We start from the raw sequence: 18,430 nt of genomic DNA, 5'->3' as shown, positions 1-18,430 counted from the left end.
TGGGCTTACTCGTACGATTTACGATGCTGGCGACGAATAGCCTTGGCATGGAAGGCATTCGGTCGGCGCATGAGCGAACGGACAGACACACGGAGGTTATTCATGAGGACCACAGCCGGATTCGGCGTCGTACTGGCGGCTGCCGCACTGACACTCGGCCTCGGTGGCGGCATCGCATCCGCGGATGGCGACGAGTGGGAGGGTGACCATACCGCTATCGACCCGGGGGTGTGCATCGACAATGGCGGGTCTGTGGAGGGCAGTATCTGTGTGGGGGGCAGCTACACCGGATACATCGTCCTGTAGGGGGCATGGGCTCAGCGGGCCTCTGATCCCCCCCTCTAGCGGGCATCCGCCGCTCGACCGCGATTGCGACGAGTCGTGTCCGCGCTCAAATCTCTTGCGTCCCGCAACGAGTTCAGAATACTTCAGCTTCCTCACACCCTGAGCCCATAGTCGGCAACGATGCGAGGATCTCCGCGGTGTGACCACCCGAGCATGAACATGGCCCGGGTCTGAGAGACTTCCGTCTCCCAGACCCGGGCCGCTTGTAGCGGGGACAGGATTTGAACCTGCGACCTCTGGGTTATGAGGGGAATTGAAATAGAGAACATTATTGAACATGGCATTACATAACCGCTGATAGAACCATTCCGATGCTTGAAACGTTCCCCACAAATGGGCTTCGATGGTGAGTTGTGGTCGAAATTTTCGGACACTTTCCGGACCCTCTCCCAGCCCTCAGTGCCCCGCTTCGATCCGGAGGCCGTCGGCGTGTCCGAGGGCGACACGCCGACGACTTTTCGACGCTGGCGAACTACTGGCAATCAATTGCTTTCGCGCCCGCCCGTGCGGGGAGCACTCGAGTCCGATCGAATTGGCGTCCATCGCGGCGGGCTCATCCCCGCGCGTGCGGGGAGCACATGCCCGCCATCGTGCTGCTCTCGCTCGACACGGGCTCATCCCCGCGCGTGCGGGGAGCACCGCCGAATCGACCGCGGCACGTCCCTGAAGCTGGGCTCATCCCCGCGCGTGCGGGGAGCACCAGCCGGACCAGTCGAACAGCCCGTCCCAGGCGGGCTCATCCCCGCGCGTGCGGGGAGCACGGCGAGCACGTCGCGTTGGCGCTCGGTGAGTGGGGCTCATCCCCGCGCGTGCGGGGAGCACATCTCCACATCCCAAGGGAGACAAGCGGATCGGGGCTCATCCCCGCGCGTGCGGGGAGCACGCCGTCCTGGTGTGCGCCCTGCTGATCGAGATGGGCTCATCCCCGCGCGTGCGGGGAGCACGTGATCGTGGACGGCCCCATCGTGCAGTCCGCGGGCTCATCCCCGCGCCTGCGGGGAGCGCCTCGAAAGGCCCGCCGTCCGCACCCCCGCCCTACGGCTCATCCCCGCGCGGGCGGGGAACACCGCCGAATACGGCGTACTTCTCATAGTCGATGTCCGGTTCATCCCCGCGCGTACGGGGAGCACCACGGCGACGCGGGCGGGGGTGCCGTCGGCCAGGGCTCATCCCCGCGCGTGCGGGGAGCACCAGTTCGGTCACGACCACGTACGGCCAGATCGGGGCTCATCCCCGCGCGTGCGGGGAGTACTGGGGCCGGTGCAGGTGTCGGCCGCGCCAGGCGGGGCTCATCCCCGCGCGTGCCGGGAGTACCAATCGCTGTACGCCAGGCAAAGGGACGGGCTGGGCTCATCCCCGCGCGTGCGGGGAGCACGACGGTGTGCTGCGGCCGATCGTCCAGGCGGCGGGCTCATCCCCGCGCGTGCGGGGAGCACCATTCCCCACGCTGTTCGTCGTAGCGGCGCTCGGGCTCATCCCCGCGCGTGCGGGGAGCACCGTGTGGAGTTCACGCAACAAGACCACCAGAGGGGCTCATCCCCGCGCGTGCGGGGAGCACTCTTCGCATCCCAGAGAGCTTAAATGGACACAGGGCTCATCCCCGCGCGTGCGGGGAGCACGCCGGTCAGCGCCGTCGCCTCTTGGGATTGCGGGGCTCATCCCCGTGCGTGCGGGGAGCACATGAACAGCGGTTCGGTGGTGTGGGTGAGCCAGGGCTCATCCCCGCGCGTGCGGGGAGCACGAGCGGCTGCCCGCCCGCATCAGCGGCGCGCAGGGCTCATCCCCGCGCGTGCGGGGAGCACATGATCGAAATGCCTTGGGCGACAAGGGCGGACGGCTCATCCCCGCGCGTGCGGGGAGCACCTCCGATTTGCGTGAGGCATATGCGGCTGTTTGGGCTCATCCCCGCGCGTGCGGGGAGCACTTCTTTGCCGCATTCGCGGTGCTGGCGCTGGCGGGCTCATCCCCGCGCGTGCGGGGAGCACTCGTATCGGCTCATGATCCGCGGGAACCACCTGGGCTCATCCCCGCGCGTGCGGGGAGCACGGGATCCCGATGGCACCACCCAAGAAGCGTCCGGGCTCATCCCCGCGCGTGCGGGGAGCACTACGAGGTTTTTCGTGGGGAGTTCCGGTTGTCGTGGCTCATCCCCGCGCGTGCGGGGAGCACAGGGCCAGGCCGATGAGCAGGTCCCCGATCGAGGGCTCATCCCCGCGCGTGCGGGGAGCACGAACCCCCCGCTCGCCTCTGGGGGGTCCCGGCGGGCTCATCCCCGCGCGTGCGGGGAGCACCGAGAGCGGGCTGCCCGGCCAATACCATCCGAACGGCTCATCCCCGCGCGTGCGGGGAGCACCCCACCGGGTTACGGCTCTTTCTCACCGCCCGAGGCTCATCCCCGCGCGTGCGGGGAGCACCACAAGATGACCGAGGGAACGTGGATCGACCCGGGCTCATCCCCGCGCGTGCGGGGAGCACATTATCGAGGATTCGACCAGGCCAGGGCGGTTGGGCTCATCCCCGCGCGTGCGGGGAGCACTTCCTGGTGAGGGGGTTACTTGCCGTAGCCGCGGGCTCATCCCCGCGCGTGCGGGGAGCACAGCGTGAGCAGTTCCTGGACAACATCTCCGAGGGGCTCATCCCCGCGCGTGCGGGGAGCACCAGGTCGGGGAGGAACGCGTCGCCGTCGCCTGGGGCTCATCCCCGCGCGTGCGGGGAGCACGCCCGGCGAGCGAACACGGCCCGGTCGACCTCGGGCTCATCCCCGCGCGTGCGGGGAGCACCGGCTGGCGCTGCCGCAGACCGCGCCCCGGTCGGGCTCATCCCCGCGCGTGCGGGGAGCACCCGACCTCGTCGCTGATCCCCCACAGCTGCGGGGGCTCATCCCCGCGCGTGCGGGGAGCACCCCGCATCTGCACGACGGGCATTGGACCGACGAGGCTCATCCCCGCGCGTGCGGGGAGCACTTTTGATGAAGTAGGCACGCCGAACCATATTGGGGCTCATCCCCGCGCGTGCGGGGAGCACGACAGCAGGGCCCCGATTGCGCCGGTTGGGTCGGGCTCATCCCCGCGCGTGCGGGGAGCACTTCGGGGCGCACACCGCCGACGACGAACCGCCGGGCTCATCCCCGCGCGTGCGGGGAGCACTGGCGCAGCGCACCGACACCCAGGGGTCAGTGGGGCTCATCCCCGCGCGTGCGGGGAGCACGGGGAATCGCCCGGCCGGTGGCTGGGGTCGGGGGGCTCATCCCCGCGCGTGCGGGGAGCACTCGGCCGCGGTGGACTGCTCGGCTGCCGTTCCGGGCTCATCCCCGCGCGTGCGGGGAGCACACTTAATGACCTGCGGCGATGCAGCGCCATTGCAAGAATCTCATTCACTTTCCTTCGAGCGTCCGGATAGTCGGTGTGTCGAGAACCTCGGCGTGTCGAGTTGGATCGCTGGCGGGTGGCGGGAACGCGGGGTTGGATTCGGTTTGGTTATCGGGTGTCGTGGTGGTGGTCTTGCGTGCGGCGGCGACGGCTTTGGCGGCGGTGAGCAGCGTGCGGCCGTGCTCTTGATCTTGGTCGTCGAACAGGGTGTGGAGAAGATGCGGGGTGGGGTCGGGGTCGGGGAGGCGGTAGAGGAGGTAGGCGAGCCAGGCGATGTGTCCGTGGTGGATCCACGTGTGTTCGGGTTGGTCGGCGTGCGGTGCGATTCGTCGTTCGGCGCGGCGGAGAGCGGTCGGGTCGAGGACCTGCAGTAGGGCTGTGTCGTCGTGGATGAGGCTGTTGATCGCGAGGTTGCGTGCGGAGTTGGGTATTGCGGGTTCGTGTTGGCGGATCAGCGTGTCCAGGGCGCCGATCGTCTCGATTTCGCCCGCGCACCAGGCCGTGTAGACCCGGCGCAACAGGGCGTCGCGGCGCTGATGGGTGGTGAGGATCGGCAGCTGGGTGGCCGCGTTCGGAGTGGTGGGTTCGGCCCCCGATTCCCTCGGACCTAGGAGGGCTGACGGCGTGTCTGATGGGTCGGGGTGGGTCGGGGCTGGGCGGGTGCGCAGGCGGATGTAGGTGACGGGGGGTTTGTCCGCGCTGGGGCGACGCTGGCTGATTTCGGCGATGTCGAGGGCTTGTACGAGGGGTTTCAGTTTGGGGTAGCCGTAGGTACGGGTGTCGAAGTCGGGTTTTGTTTTCGACAGATACAGCCCGACCGCGCCCAGATGCGCCCATCCGTCCTCGTCCGAGGACGCGTCCACCGCCTCGGTGATCAGCGCGACGACGCTGGGATCGGCGGCGGGTGCGGGGGTTCGGACGCGGCTGGCGCCGAATTGTCCAGGCGGAGCGAGGTTTTCGGCGTAGACGAATCGGTCGCAGGCGGAGACGAAGGCGCGCGGTGTTTTCCGTTCTCCGATCCCGAGTACGGTGAGTCCGGATTCGCGTAACCGCGCGGCGAGGCGCGTGAAGTCGGAGTCGCTGCTGACCAGGCAGAAGCCGTCGAATCGGCCCGAGTACAGCAGGTCCATCGCGTCGATGATCAGCGCGGCGTCGGTGGCGTTGCGGCCGGTGGTCCAACGGAACTGCTGCACCGGCTGGATCGAGAGGTTCAACAGTCGCGATTTCCAGCCGGTCAGGTTCGTACTGGTCCAGTCTCCATAGGCTCGCTTCACATGAGCGGTTCCCAGTTTCGCCACCTCCGCCAACAACGCCTCGGCGATCGTCGGTGAGGCGTTGTCAGCGTCGATCAGCACGGCCCACCGCAGCGACGTCTCGCTCGCCATATCGCTCCTCCCCGCGCCACAACCCGCCTGACACCATTGTCACGACCGCACGCCGGACCACGCGGGACAACGGCGGGGATCGGATGAATACCGGAACATCTATGTCGGGTCGCGCCCCTAGTTCTGCAACGCCCGTCGGCAACTCTCGGCCAGAGGGCAGCGCGAACACGCTGCCCTCTGGCAGGGAGTCGTCGTGTCGCCGACCGTTGCGGCCGTCGTGGGTCCTAGAAGTTGGTGATCACCTCTCCCCCTGCGGGATCGTGGGCCAGCGCGATCAGCCCGCCAGCGCGCTGGCGAGTTGCCCCGAGGCGGCGTACCCGGTGGCTGTGCACATCGACGTAGCGAGGCGATTGGGTGATGCTCTCGAACGTACGCGGCGCATCCCCGCGCGTGCGGGGAGCACCAGCGGTGCCGGATCGCGCGCGAGCACGCCCGGGGCTCATCTCCGCGCGTGCGGGGAGCACTTGGTGGCGCGCTTGAGCGCGTCCTCATACACCGGCTCATCCCCGCGCGTGCGGGGAGCACTTGCCCGGCATCCTGAATTGGCTGTTGGACGGGAACTCATCCCCGCGCCAGCGGGGAGCACGTCTTGGGAGTGCTGCTGACAGCGGTCACCGCGGGCTCATCCCGGCGCGTGCGGGGAGCACGGCCGCCTTGAGGTGCTTACGGTACGGGCATCAGGGCTCATCCCCGCGCGTGCGGGGAGCACAACTACGGCCTTCGCGCCCACTGGCCGCAGCCGGGCTCATCCCCGCGCGTGCGGGGAGCACCCGGAGAGCTGGGCGCGCAGGCCCGTGGGGACGGGCTCATCCCCGCGCGTGCGGGGAGCACCCTTCGGAGCACTTCGAATTTACGTTCTTGCGGGGCTCATCCCCGCGCGTGCGGGGAGCACGAAGGCGAGACCCGGCACACGCCCGACGAGAAGGGCTCATCCCCGCGCGTGCGGGGAGCACCCTCCACGCAATCCGCGTGTTCGGGGTGTCGACGGCTCATCCCCGCGCGTGCGGGGAGCACCCGTTTTCCAGCGTCACGATTCGGGTTTCGTGGGGCACATCCCCGCGCGTGCGGGGAGCACCAGGTTGGTGAAGTTCTTGTACCGGCTGGGAAGGGCTCATCCCCGCGCGTGCGGGGAGCACCTGCTGACCTCGGATGCGTTCCGCGAGCTGGTGGGCTCATCCCCGCGCGTGCGGGGAGCACGTGGCACAACCCGTATTGGCTGTGGGCCAGCCGGGCTCATCCCCGCGCGTGCGGGGAGCACGATCCGATTTCGTTGCCACGGTATCTCTTTCAGGGCTCATCCCCGCGCGTGCGGGGAGCACGGCGCCCTGATCCTCATCGTCGGCGTCGTGTTGGGCTCATCCCCGCGCGTGCGGGGAGCACGCGCCGATCCGAGCGGCCCGACCGTGGATCCGGGGCTCATCCCCGCGCGTGCGGGGAGCACCGAGTACCAGGTCACCACCCGCCGTAAGGTCGCGGGCTCATCCCCGCGCGTGCGGGGAGCACCACGCCCTGGCCGCCCGCACCCTGATCGAACAGGGCTCATCCCCGCGCGTGCGGGGAGCACCTTCAGGAAATCCAGATCGGCGTCCGCTTTCAGGGCTCATCCCCGCGCGTGCGGGGAGCACCGCCTATCCGAAGGTGTGGCCTTCGGATCTTTGGGCTCATCCCCGCGCGTGCGGGGAGCACTTGCCCCCCTTGAGATCCTTAGCGCCGGGCACCGGCTCATCCCCGCGCGTGCGGGGAGCACCCGTTCTGGCGCTGCGTCACGGCCGCGCGGCTGGGCTCATCCCCGCGCGTGCGGGGAGCACACCCGCATTCCCCCGGTTCCTTCGGATCACCCGGGCTCATCCCCGCGCGTGCGGGGAGCACGTCCGCCGCCGCGCGGCCGCGGCACGCGAACAGGGCTCATCCCCGCGCGTGCGGGGAGCACACTCCTCCATCTCCGGCGCGGTCTTCGCCGGGGGGCTCATCCCCGCGCGTGCGGGGAGCACCAGCGCTGGTACTGCAACAATCCGTACTGCGGGGACTCATCCCCGCGCGTGCGGGGAGCACACGTAACTGGCGAACCACCAACCCGGCAGGCAGGGCTCATCCCCGCGCGTGCGGGGAGCACTGTTGCTATTTCTTGCCGGATCCGCTGTTGGCGGGCTCATCCCCGCGCGTGCGGGGAGCACTTCGCGACCTCGTCCGGCGCGATCGTCCAGCCGGGCTCATCCCCGCGCGTGCGGGGAGCACAGCGCTTTAGGTCCGTCGCTTACGACGACGGAGGGCTCATCCCCGCGCGTGCGGGGAGCACGGCGGCCCGGCGGCGGGGCTCGGGTTGGCGGCGGGCTCATCCCCGCGCGTGCGGGGAGCACTCATGCCCCGATTCTTGCGCCGTCGCACCGAGGGGCTCATCCCCGCGCGTGCGGGGAGCACGATTTCCCGGATCAGGTGGTGCTGTTGGGCCAGTGGCTCATCCCCGCGCGTGCGGGGAGCACGCGATCGGATCACGCGCCAGCGACGAGGTGACGGGCTCATCCCCGCGCGTGCGGGGAGCACGGCCGCGCAGATGCTCTACGGCTCGTATGAGGAGGCTCATCCCCGCGCGTGCGGGGAGCACCGGGCTCGGTCGAGCTTGGGGCCGCGGGTGTTGGGCTCATCCCCGCGCGTGCGGGGAGCACGAATACGCCCGGTTCGAACGGCTCGTGCGCGAGGGCTCATCCCCGCGCGTGCGGGGAGCACATGGCCGGCCCGACCCAGCCGGGGCCGCCCATGGGCTCATCCCCGCGCGTGCGGGGAGCACCGCAATTCGAACGTCTCCAAGTCGAGGGTGCCGGGCTCATCCCCGCGCGTGCGGGGAGCACGTGAGGGACTTGTCCGCAACCACCGCTGGGGCGGGCTCATCCCCGCGCGTGCGGGGAGCACGCCCGCGAGTTGCTCGGTGGCGTGAAAGTGCTGGGCTCATCCCCGCGCGTGCGGGGAGCACAGTCACTGGTGACCCCCTCGGTAGTCGAATACGGGCTCATCCCCGCGCGTGCGGCGAGCACAGCGCCGTGTCCTGGTACGCGAGCCGCGCATCCGGCTCATCCCCGCGCGTGCGGGGAGCACGCGGCGTCGCGCGCCTCACGGGCGGCCTTGGTGGGCTCATCCCCGCGCGTGCGGGGAGCACGGCGGAGGCGCAGCAGTGACGCCGACGTCGTCGGGCTCATCCCCGCGCGTGCGGGGAGCACGCCCAGGTCGCAGACCAGCCCGCCCTCGTAGAGGGCTCATCCCCGCGCGTGCGGGGAGCACGAAATGTCCGAATTGAGGACGGGTATTCGACGGGGGCTCATCCCCGCGCGTGCGGGGAGCACGGCGCCGTGGTCGGTGGCCCTGCGGGGCGAGTGGGCTCATCCCCGCGCGTGCGGGGAGCACCTCGTCGGGCTCGCTCTGCTGTGCAGCGTCGCGGGCTCATCCCCGCGCGTGCGGGGAGCACGATGCGGCAAACGGTCGGGCGGCGGGGATTCAGGGCTCATCCCCGCGCGTGCGGGGAGCACGGATGGCAGTACAGGCAGCGCAGATTGCACTCGGGCTCATCCCCGCGCGTGCGGGGAGCACATCGGGTCGGTGGCGCAGTCGTATCGGGTGTTGGGCTCATCCCCGCGCGTGCGGGGAGCACTAGTCGGTGTCGGTGTAGCGCGGTCGGCCCCCGGGCTCATCCCCGCGCGTGCGGGGAGCACGTTTTCTTCCGAGACCTTCTGGAATACACCAGGGGCTCATCCCCGCGCGTGCGGGGAGCACTCGCTGTTAGTGGAGGTCTGCAAGTTCTCCCCGGGCTCATCCCCGCGCGTGCGGGGAGCACGGCGCGCTGCGCACCTCGGCCGAGGTGCGCAGGTTGGCTCATCCCCGCGCGTGCGGGGAGCACGAATACGCCCGTTTCGAGCGGCTGGTGAGCCAGGGCTCATCCCCGCGCGTGCGGGGAGCACTCGAGTAGGAAACCGGACTTAGCGCTGGGCGAGGGCTCATCCCCGCGCGTGCGGGGAGCACCAGAGCGCGCAGCCGGTCCGGGCCCAGTCGGTGGGCTCATCCCCGCGCGTGCGGGGAGCACATGTCTTTGACCTGCGGTGATCATTTGGCGACGGGCTCATCCCCGCGCGTGCGGGGAGCACACTTCTTGACCTGCGACGTTGCAGCGCCATACGAAGAATTTCATTCACTTTCATCCGCCTGACCTGATCATCGGCGTGTCCAGAATCTCGGCGTGTCGATACAAGACGCCAACCTGGGAAACCGACGGCTGCGATTCTGCGACGATGACCTATTCCTCACCGTCGGGATGCTCCCCTGCCGACCGCTGGCCCCGGTTCGCTCTCCGGGCCCCTTTGCGATACCTACTGGCTTTGCTCCACCCCGCACGCGGCCCGGTCGGTGTAACCGCACCGGTATGCGGCCGCCGCATGAGATGAATGCCATCGATATCGACCGGCTCCCATTCATGGCGGTGCACCCGAAACGCGAGACGTTGTTCGGAGCGGGTCGAGTAGATCATGATCGCGCGCCCGTCCTTGGACAGTTCCACCACCCGTTGCCACGCCAGCTCACGAACCCGGGCGGGCAGTACGCCGACGAACACTCCGGGGCTGATCTCGAGCAGCCAGCGGGTCAGGTGCCCGCGGAGGCCTGCCGGGCAGGCGCTGAGCACGAGGACTACCACGGCACTTCGTCGTCGTCGGTGTAGGAGATGCCGCCCGCGACAGTGCCTTTGCGGTCCCACAGTTCGACGACGTCGGTGTCCCACTGCTCGACGGCGTCGGGTTGGTCGGGCAGCAGCAGGGCGTGGATGTCTTTGCAGCAGCGTTCGAGCAGGTTCCCGGCGTGGACGGCGTCGCGGACCGCGCGGCGGGTCGCGGCCGGAATGTCTTCTGCGCCTTCGGATACCACGTCGAACGCGACCGGGATGGCGTAGTCGGCCTTGTACAGGTCGGCGAGGTCGAAGACGAAGGAGCGGTCGTGGCCGGTGTGGACGAAGCCGAGGCCGGGTGAGCAGCCCAGGGCGACGATCACCGCGTGCACGATGCCGTACAGGCAGGTGGTCGCCGCGGACAGGGCCTGGTTCACCGGGTCGCCTCCGGCGAAATCGTTCGGGTCGTAGTCGCGACGGGTCCATTCGACGCCGGTGCGGGCGGCGTGTTCGCGGTAGAGCCGACGAACCCGTGCGCCTTCGCGGCCGCGGAGTTGTTGCATGCTCAGCGCGGACACGTCCTCGCCGGGGAACCGCATCTCGTACATCGCCCGCGCCACCGCCAGGCGCAGGGTCTGGTTCGATACGGCAGCGGCTTGCGCTTCCAACAGGCGGGAACTGCGAGCCAGTGAGCGGCCGTGGGCGTAGTAGCGCACTCCGCGTTCACCGACCCACACCGCGGTCGATCCGCTTTCGGCGAGCAGCATCATCGCTTGATGGGTGACGCGGGTGCCGGGCCCGAGCAACAGCGCGCCGAGGGTAGCGGCGGGGATGTGAACCACGCCGCGTTCGTCGGTAGCGGTGATGGCGTTGGCGTCGCGGTGCACGGTGGCGCGTTCGAGGTAGATGAACGACATCCGGTCCTGGGCGCGGACGAGTTCGCCGATGCGCACCGGCCGGATGCCGGGGATCTCCTTCATCGGGCGGGCGCCAGGGTCAGCAGGCCGCAGCCGTAGCCTTTGGCCCGGCCGATTCCATTCACCAGCGCGGTGCGCAGTTCGGCGGGGTCGGTGACGGTGAGGATGCCCTCGAAGGTGACGATCGACAAGGCCACCGTGGCGGATCCGCGCCGGAATTTCAGTCCGCGGCGGTCGATGATGCGCACGTCCGGTTCGCGATCGTGCTCGGGCCCGCATTCAGGGACGGTGAAACCGTGCTGGGCTGCCTTCCGGTGCAGCCACCCGAGTTGGTCAGTGGCGTTGAGGCCCAAGCGTTTTCCGCGAGTGTTCTCGGTGACGCCGCGCGGGTTGGGGGTGGAGCGGACGGGGTTGGCCGTGAGCCGGAAGTGCCAGCGTTGTCCCGCGGTGAGGGTGTCGAGCAGGTCACTGTATTTGCGGGTGGCCCACGCGGTGGTGGTCGGCCATCCGCATTGTTCGACGATGTGGGTGAAGTCCGGTTCGGAAGGGCTGACGACGTAGAGGTGGATCGCGTGCCCGGTCTGATCGACCCGCCATAGCACCCTGCCTTCGCCCGGTGGACGTTCGTGGGCGCTGGGCGGGAAGGACTTTTCCACGGCGCCGTGGATGACGTGTGGGGAGGACAGGAATTTGCTGGTGCCGCGGCGGGCGGGGTTGAGCGGTAGCTGCGACAGATACATCATGAGCCTCCGAAGACGGCCATCGGAGAGTGCCCGGGGGCCGGGTCCGGGTTGTCGATCTGGGTGTGCTCGGCTCGGACTTCGCGCCATCCGTATTCGCGGCGAACCGGGTCGAAACTCACCGGCACGTCCCGCACACGTTCGGGCAGCGGGTCGGGTGCCTCCCCGGGCAGCCGGTCCCGATAGATCGGGAGGCGCACGATGGCAGGCTGGCGCCTGCGATACCACGAAGACGCTTGCCACTCAGCGGTTTTCAACGCCTCAGGAAGGGTGGCGTCGAGAATGTCGCCGAGCACCAAAGATTCGGTTACCGGGCATGATCGCCGTCCGAGGTACAGGGGGTACCGCGGGTGACGCAAGGCATCACGGATACCGCGCAGCAGTTCGGGGTCGCCTTGCACCGCGGCGACGAACACGGCGTCGGCGAGGTAATACCGTTGCGAGAGAGGGTATCTGGTGCGGTCGTCGAGGCTGGTCGCGGTTTGGAAGTCGCGGACCAGGGTGCCCTGTTGGTCGACGCGGACGCCGAAGGCCAGGTCGGTGAGTTCTTCCTCGATCGGGTCGGTGCGGCGGTGGCCGCGGGCGGCGGCGATCAGTCCCAGCACTCCGCTCTTGGATGGGTATTGCTGGGTTTCGCGGCGCGCGAATCTGCTTGCCACGCCCCAGGATTGGAGTGGGGCGGCGAGTTTGAGCAGCAGGACGCTCATGATGTCTCGCCGAGTGCGGCCGCGACGCGATCGGTGACGTGTCCGACCACGGTGGTGAACGGTGCCGGGGCGGCGAGTGTGGCCAGGGCATCGGCGCCGTCCCCGGCGGCGACGACGAACAGTTCGGTGCTGCCGTCGCCGAAGGCGTCCTCGATCGCGCGGTACCGGTCGGCGAGGGCCTTGGCGGCGGCGGCCGCGCGGGCGGTGCCCGCGGCGTTGACCGGTTCTTCGAACGCGGTCACCAGGTTGACCGGCTGGTCGGTGCGCAGGCTGATCACGACCGCGTCGGGCAGGGTGCGGTTGGCGAAGGTGTTCTGTTTGCCGGTGGGCATGCTGCGGGTGAACGCTTCCAGGAACGCCGCCACCGCGCGGACGGTCGCGGTGTCGTCACCGAGGTTGTCGCGCAGGCCCGCGACGTTGATGGTGGCGTAGCGGTAGAGGGTGGAGGAGTTGAATTCGACGATGCCGATCATCCCGGCGCCGGAGTTGTCGTCGGGGGCGCGGTCGTCGACGGCGGTGAAGTAGTCGAATTCGGTGTCGACCGCGTGCACGCTGATCGCGTGGGCGACCTGGGCGGCGGCGTCGACGTTCAGGTCGGCGGCGTCGGCGACCATGCGCCCGAACAGGGCGACGTCCACGCTGTTGGTGGAGTTCGCCGCCGCGCGGGCATCGGCTTTCGCGATCGGCGTGCCCGCGGTCGCGGCGTCGATAGCGAGTCGGGCGAGTCGGTCGATCTGGGTGGCGCTGAGGAACAGCAAGTACTTCGACTGCTCGAGCTCGTCGACCGGTTGGTCCGCGGCCTTGGCGTCCTCGCCCTTCTTGGCGCGGCGCGGCTTTTCCAGTTCGATCCCCGCAGCCTTCAGCACCGCGACCGCCGAGGCGTGCGCGTCGGGGGTTTCGGGGGCGAGATCGCTGATCCGTTCGGCGAGCAGTTCGACCACGCGCTTGGTGCGTACCCCGAGGGTCGCGGGGTCGAACAGGTCGCGAAACATCTTGCGGGTGGCGCGTTTCCACGCCTGGCTGGATACGCGGGCGCGGGAAACTCCGCCGTAGACAGCGGTTTTGGGGCTTCCGGTGTCGTCGCGGTTGATGTTGCTCGGTGGCACGGTCTGCAAGATGTGCACATCGACGAACAAGCGGGTCACAGGTCGGCTCCTGTCGTGGTGGTTGCGTCTGGGGCAGTGGGGTTTTCGGGGGATTTGCTGTCACCGGCGGAGTTGTAGTAGTCGCGTCCCCACTGCAGCAGCACGGCGCGCGCGGAGACCGGGTGGTCGAGTCGGCGCAGGTCGCGCGCCAATCGTCCGTAGTCCAAGGGGATCCGGTGATCGCGGAGCAGGCCGATCAGGGCGCGCAGGTGCACGGTGCGGCCCGCGCGGGTGCTGGCGGTGCCGAGGGCGTGGAATCGCGCGCGGACCGCGTCGGTCGATCCGGCGCGTTCGCCGAGGTGGCGCACGGCCGCTCCGAAGCGACGGCCCTGGCGGTGAAGGGGTTCGTCACGGGAACGCTGGTGCCAGGAATACAGCGTGAGCGCGTCGTGCGCGGCCTGCTCCCAGGCTGTCGCGGCGCCGTCACGCTCGCGCCGCGTGTACCCGCTCTCGTCTTTGAGGATCTCGGGCATCTTCTCCAAGAGCATGGCCCAGATCTCCGGGCGGCTGCCCGCAGGGAGCCCGGAGCCGCGGCGCAGCTTGGCCACGGTGGCGACCGCGTCGGGATGCTTTGCGAGATAACCGGTTTGGAGGGCTGCGACGCGTGCTCCGACGAATTGTTCGAGGGCTTCGTCGCGGGCTCGATAGAACGTGGCATCGCGGCGTGGGTAGGTGGGTGTGGTCACGCGGGAGTGCCTCCTTGTGGGGGATTGCGCGGATGGGCTGCGGCCAGGACCTCACGCAGACGCGCCTGGAACCAGATCGCGGCTCGGCCGGAATCGAGGTACTTGTTGTTCACTTCCCGGCCCACCCACGCCGCGGGACCAGCGGCGTCGACAAGATCAGCGCCCAGGCGTTCGACGATCGCCCGCACCGTGGTGTGCCATTCGGAAGTTTCTGCGCTGTAACCCTTTTCGTGCGGCGTCAGATCCGCGAGCCAGCGACGGTACGGCACGTCGAGGGCGAAGTATCCCCGTTCCCGCGCCCGGCTGCGCGCGCCGTCCGGTTCACCGCCCGCGGCCAGGGCGAGGTTTCCGGCGAGCCCGGCCAGCGCGGTGACGGCGTCCTCGGCGGTACGCACGGCATTGAGCGCGCAGACCCGCAACTGCGGATCCGACGCCAGCATCGCCGCCTGGAAACCGACGGTGTCGTCGACGATTTCACCGACGACCGACTGGTTGCTGATGTAATCCATCCCGATGGCGTGCAACCGCAGGGGATGCGTGGGGTCCAGGACGTCCGCGTCGATCAGCGATCGCGCCCATTCGACCACGCCCGGCGCGATCGCGCGGCCCTCCTTCGGGGCGGGGTTGGCGATCTCGCCGAGCAGCGATGCCAGGCCCCGCCACAGCGACCGGTCCGGGTGGTGCGTGGTGGGATAGTGCCGCGGTGTCCCCGCCTTCTTGGACTGAGCCTCGCTGTAGCGCCACCCGGTCATCGGTTCGATCAGATGCTGGTTGAACGGCTCCAACGCGTCCCCGTTGCACAACACCACGCCCGTGACATGAGAGTTGTTGCGCACCAGCCTGATTCGGCGACTCTGCCACGTGCACAGATCCGCCGGTCCCAAGGGCCGCGTCAGAATCTCTCCCGTGTCCGGGCACCGGACCGTCAGTCGCTGTTCCGGTCCGTCGGGCTCGCGTTCCCACACCGGCCGGTCGCTCTCGGGGAATTGTTCGCCGTTCTCGTTGAGCAGGACCAGGTTGAGCAGCAGGGTTTCTCGCAGGGTTTCCCCTTCCAGGAACACCCCGCCGAGCGCCCCGGCCCATCCCACGCCGATCGGGTAGCCCTTGCCGTTCTTCACCCGGCCGTCACCGACCGCGCCGGTCTTGATGCCCGAGGAATCGAACGCGTGCGCGTGCACCAGCCACCGCGCTGCCTCGGCGAAGTCGATGCGGTCGACCTCCGCCCCGGCTCGGGTGGTGAAGTACTTCTCCCCGTTCGGCACATCGGCGATCAGCTTGTCCAGTGAACTCACCGCGTCCCTCGACGACCGCAGCTCGGCGACCTGCATGAACGGCACTTGTGAGTCGAACAGCCGGAAACGATCGGCGTGCTGCTTCAGGTACGAGTCGACCATCCCCCGCAGCCGCTCGCCCGAGTCGTCCGACCACAGCTCCTCCCAGACCTCCACGGCCTTTCCTGGCTGGTCTCGAACCGCGCGACGGGCGATGGCCAGCAGCACGCGCAGAATCGCGAACGACTGTGTCGGCAATTCCCCGGTCAACGCACCCAACACAGACGCCTGTGCGAAGGTCTCCCGCAGCGACAGCTCCTGTGCACGTCCCTCTCGATCGATGACCCAGATCCAGGGCTGCTCGATGAGATCGAAATCCGTGTCAGCACAGGTCATTTCGATTCTCCGCTCCGGTGCACGAGCAATCCCAGAGTGTCGTCGTAACGAAGCCGGTATCCGGCGAGTTCCGTCGACAGGTTCTCGTCCAGTTCCAGCACCAATTCCCCCGCCAGCCAATGCGACTGCTGCCAGCCGGGGTACCAGGTGTCCTCCAGCGCCGTGATCACCCGACCCATCCCGCCGTAGCGAGTCAAGGTGGCGGGCAGCCGAATCGTGCACGCCGCCACCGCCTTTGCCAGCTCCGGCTCCGGCGGCCCCTCGGTCGGGATCCCACGATCTGCGTAGTCCTTCACGACGTCAAGGACGCGCACTTCGGAACCCTTGCGCCGCACCACGATCGCTTCGATGCTGTCCTCGGCATCGCGGACCTGGGCTTGGCCGCCGACACGATCATCGTCGTCGGGCAGGTCAGTGGTCACCCATCCATGCAAGGTCGGCATCTCGCTGTGCGGACTGCGCACCAGATACGCGCCCGCGCGGTGACGCTGCTCCGCGCGAAACGCCTCCCACTGCGCGTCCGCCTCCGCCAGCGACACCTCCCAGCCCGAGGGCGGCGAAAACGGTTCGGCGTAAGCGGTTTCCACCAACTCCGGCACATCCTCCGGAATCCGCAACTCAGCCCGCTGATCGAGGACCGCGGCCGCGCGCAGCAGCCGCGCCTTCTGATACACCGCGACCGACCCCCGGTCCGGGTTCGGCGGCAGCTGCGACCAATCCGCCCCTCGCACCAGACACCGCGGTTGCGCCACCCGGTGTGGCCGGTCGGCCCGCTGATGCCGATGCAACCGTCCGATCCGCTGCAACATCAGATCGATCGGCGCCAAATCGGTGATCAGCAGATCCACGTCGATATCCAGCGACTGCTCGATCACCTGCGTACCGACCAACACGAACCGGCCGGGCCGAACGCTTCCCGCCGAGGTCGGCGGTCCCAACAACCGCCGCAGGTCATCCTCCAACTCGGTGCGGTGCGTGGCCACGAACCGCGAATGCACCAGCAGCAACTCGTCCCGGTTCACCACACCGCTCGTGCGCAGCGCCTCGAACATCTCCTGGGCGCACCCGACCGTATTACAGACGATCCCCACCACACCACCGTCGGCCAACGCCGCTTTCACCGCCGAAACGACAACGGCCACATCATCATCCAGGCGCTCGATACTCACCGCGACGCTCTCTCGACCCGAGGACGCGATCTCCGGCATCGCCTCCGGCGCAGGCCACACCGTCAACCGCGGATAACCGGTCGCCGTGTCGATGGGTTCTGTCTCCGTCGCGCCCGATCGCCCGCGCCGGTAGGCAGCGAGCAGCGATCGGCGCTGCGCTGAGGGCAGAGTTGCCGACAACAGGATGACCGGAACACCGTAAGCGCCAAGCCATTCCAAGCACCGACACAAATACGTCGACATGTAGCTATCGGCCGCGTGAACCTCGTCGACGATCACCACCTTGTTCGCCAACCCCAGATGACGAAGCATCAAATGCCGCGTCTTCAACGCCCCCCGCAACACCTGATCAATCGTTCCCACAACGACATTCGCCAACGGCCCCTTCTTCCCCACGAACCACGAATGCGCGATCACCCCACTGTCATCACAATCGATGCCGATCGAGGCGAACCCGGCACGCTTCAACTCAGCGAACTCCGGATTCAACGCCGCCTTACCGTGCGCGAGGAACATGCTCCCCACCTCCCCCGGCAACCGACCCACCCACCGACGCACCCGCCCGAACATCGCATCCGAGGTCGCCATCGTCGGCAACGCCACGAACACCCCACCCAACCCGAACCGGAACGCCAGAATCTCCGCGGCCAACAACGCCGCCTCGGTCTTCCCCTCCCCCATCGCCGCCTCCACCACCATCACCCCCGGCTCCGGCACCTCCCACGCCGCCGCCACACACCCCGCCTGCAACGGCCGCATCCGGGCTTCTCCAGGAAGATCGAACCGCGACCGGAACAACCCCTCCCCATCCCCACCGTCAGCAGAGCGATCCAGCACCGGCACCCAGGCCGACGGCAAACCAAGCGCCTCCCACGCCTCCACCGCCTCCGTCGATGACGTTCGATTTTGGTTGAGCGGGAACAGATCCTGATTGCTGGCCACCCAATCCGCCACAATCACCGCCGCGGTCAGCAACGCCTGAACCGGCACCGACAACGGCACCTCCCGCCACGCCTCCAACCGCTCCTGCGCCCCCGACACACACGTGAAATGCGTCAACAACTCATCCCGGCACCGCTTCCACTCCCCCGCCCCCAACAGATCGGCCTGAAAACGCGCCTGCCCCACATCCCCCCGGCTCGACGGCTTCCCGTGATGACCATCCACCACCACCGCATACGTCAGAGCTACCGACTTCTTCCACCCCTGCTCGCACAGAAACCGTTGCAGCTCAACACCACTCGCCAGGCCGTGCGGCAACGCCCTCCGGTTCGCCAACGCACCCCCCATCCGCAAACCCTTGTCGTGCATCGCCTCCGCCAACACCGGAACCTGACACGCGAACGCCGGAGTCAACTTCCCCACGTCATGAACCGCCGCCAACCACACGAACAACACCCGCCCATCGGCCACCCCACCCGGCAACCCCACCGACATCGCCTCCCGCGTCCGCCGCGGCAACCACCGATCCCACACCAACCCCGCCACCGCCATCGCATCCGCACAATGCCGCACCAACGACAAACGACCTCCATCACGATCACTCTTCGCCCACGCAGACCACGTCGCCTCGGACAACTTCACCGACACCCCCGGGACCCACCCTTCACGCAGAGACTGAGAATGAGCGGGAGCCTACAACGCCCCACCGACAAACAC

The 18,430-nt window shown here is 68.7% G+C and carries 10 protein-coding genes and 2 CRISPR repeat arrays; of the genes, 1 reads left to right on the top strand and 9 read right to left on the bottom strand.

Annotated features, from left to right (window positions below):
• The first annotated feature begins 102 nt into the window (after window positions 1-102).
• Window positions 103-306, top strand: a complete 204-nt coding sequence (locus ACFYTQ_RS35710) for a hypothetical protein (RefSeq protein ID WP_387370496.1) — start codon at window positions 103-105, stop codon at window positions 304-306.
• 527 nt (window positions 307-833) lie between these two features.
• Window positions 834-3,674: direct repeats of the CRISPR family, unit length 29 nt; unit sequence GGGCTCATCCCCGCGCGTGCGGGGAGCAC.
• Between the two features lie 44 nt (window positions 3,675-3,718).
• Here ACFYTQ_RS35710 and ACFYTQ_RS35705 read toward each other — a convergent pair.
• The 9 genes from ACFYTQ_RS35705 to cas3 form a co-directional block, all read right to left on the bottom strand.
• Window positions 3,719-5,098, bottom strand: coding sequence for an NYN domain-containing protein (locus ACFYTQ_RS35705; protein WP_387370494.1), 1,380 nt, complete (start codon window positions 5,096-5,098; stop codon window positions 3,719-3,721).
• A 374-nt stretch (window positions 5,099-5,472) separates the two neighbouring features.
• Window positions 5,473-9,228: direct repeats of the CRISPR family, unit length 28 nt; unit sequence GGCTCATCCCCGCGCGTGCGGGGAGCAC.
• A 149-nt stretch (window positions 9,229-9,377) separates the two neighbouring features.
• A complete protein-coding gene (gene cas2e, locus ACFYTQ_RS35700; RefSeq protein WP_387370492.1) occupies window positions 9,378-9,773 on the bottom strand; it encodes a type I-E CRISPR-associated endoribonuclease Cas2e in 396 nt (131 codons plus the stop codon).
• On the bottom strand, window positions 9,767-10,720 hold the full coding sequence (gene cas1e, locus ACFYTQ_RS35695; RefSeq protein WP_387370490.1) for a type I-E CRISPR-associated endonuclease Cas1e: 954 nt from the start codon (window positions 10,718-10,720) through the stop codon (window positions 9,767-9,769). Before cas1e ends, cas2e begins: the two co-directional genes overlap by 7 nt.
• On the bottom strand, window positions 10,717-11,400 hold the full coding sequence (cas6e, locus tag ACFYTQ_RS35690; protein WP_387370488.1) for a type I-E CRISPR-associated protein Cas6/Cse3/CasE: 684 nt from the start codon (window positions 11,398-11,400) through the stop codon (window positions 10,717-10,719). The genes cas1e and cas6e overlap by 4 nt, the downstream gene beginning before the upstream one ends.
• Window positions 11,397-12,104, bottom strand: a complete 708-nt coding sequence (gene cas5e / locus ACFYTQ_RS35685) for a type I-E CRISPR-associated protein Cas5/CasD (protein ID WP_387370486.1) — start codon at window positions 12,102-12,104, stop codon at window positions 11,397-11,399. The genes cas6e and cas5e overlap by 4 nt, the downstream gene beginning before the upstream one ends.
• Complete coding sequence (gene cas7e / locus ACFYTQ_RS35680; protein WP_387370484.1) at window positions 12,101-13,249, bottom strand: type I-E CRISPR-associated protein Cas7/Cse4/CasC; 1,149 nt, start codon at window positions 13,247-13,249, stop codon at window positions 12,101-12,103. The genes cas5e and cas7e overlap by 4 nt, the downstream gene beginning before the upstream one ends.
• On the bottom strand, window positions 13,246-13,935 hold the full coding sequence (casB, locus tag ACFYTQ_RS35675) for a type I-E CRISPR-associated protein Cse2/CasB (protein WP_387370482.1): 690 nt from the start codon (window positions 13,933-13,935) through the stop codon (window positions 13,246-13,248). Before casB ends, cas7e begins: the two co-directional genes overlap by 4 nt.
• Complete coding sequence (gene casA / locus ACFYTQ_RS35670; protein ID WP_387370480.1) at window positions 13,932-15,602, bottom strand: type I-E CRISPR-associated protein Cse1/CasA; 1,671 nt, start codon at window positions 15,600-15,602, stop codon at window positions 13,932-13,934. The genes casB and casA overlap by 4 nt, the downstream gene beginning before the upstream one ends.
• Entirely contained in the window at window positions 15,599-18,355 is a 2,757-nt protein-coding gene (gene cas3, locus ACFYTQ_RS35665) for a CRISPR-associated helicase Cas3' (RefSeq protein WP_387370478.1), read from the bottom strand. The genes casA and cas3 overlap by 4 nt, the downstream gene beginning before the upstream one ends.
• Between the last annotated feature and the right edge of the window lie 75 nt (window positions 18,356-18,430).

It is taken from the genome of Nocardia sp. NPDC004068, assembly GCF_042874315.1.
Lineage (GTDB): Bacteria > Actinomycetota > Actinomycetes > Mycobacteriales > Mycobacteriaceae > Nocardia.
Note: the sequence above shows the minus strand (reverse complement) of the source record. Positions and strands in the feature narration are given on the sequence as shown.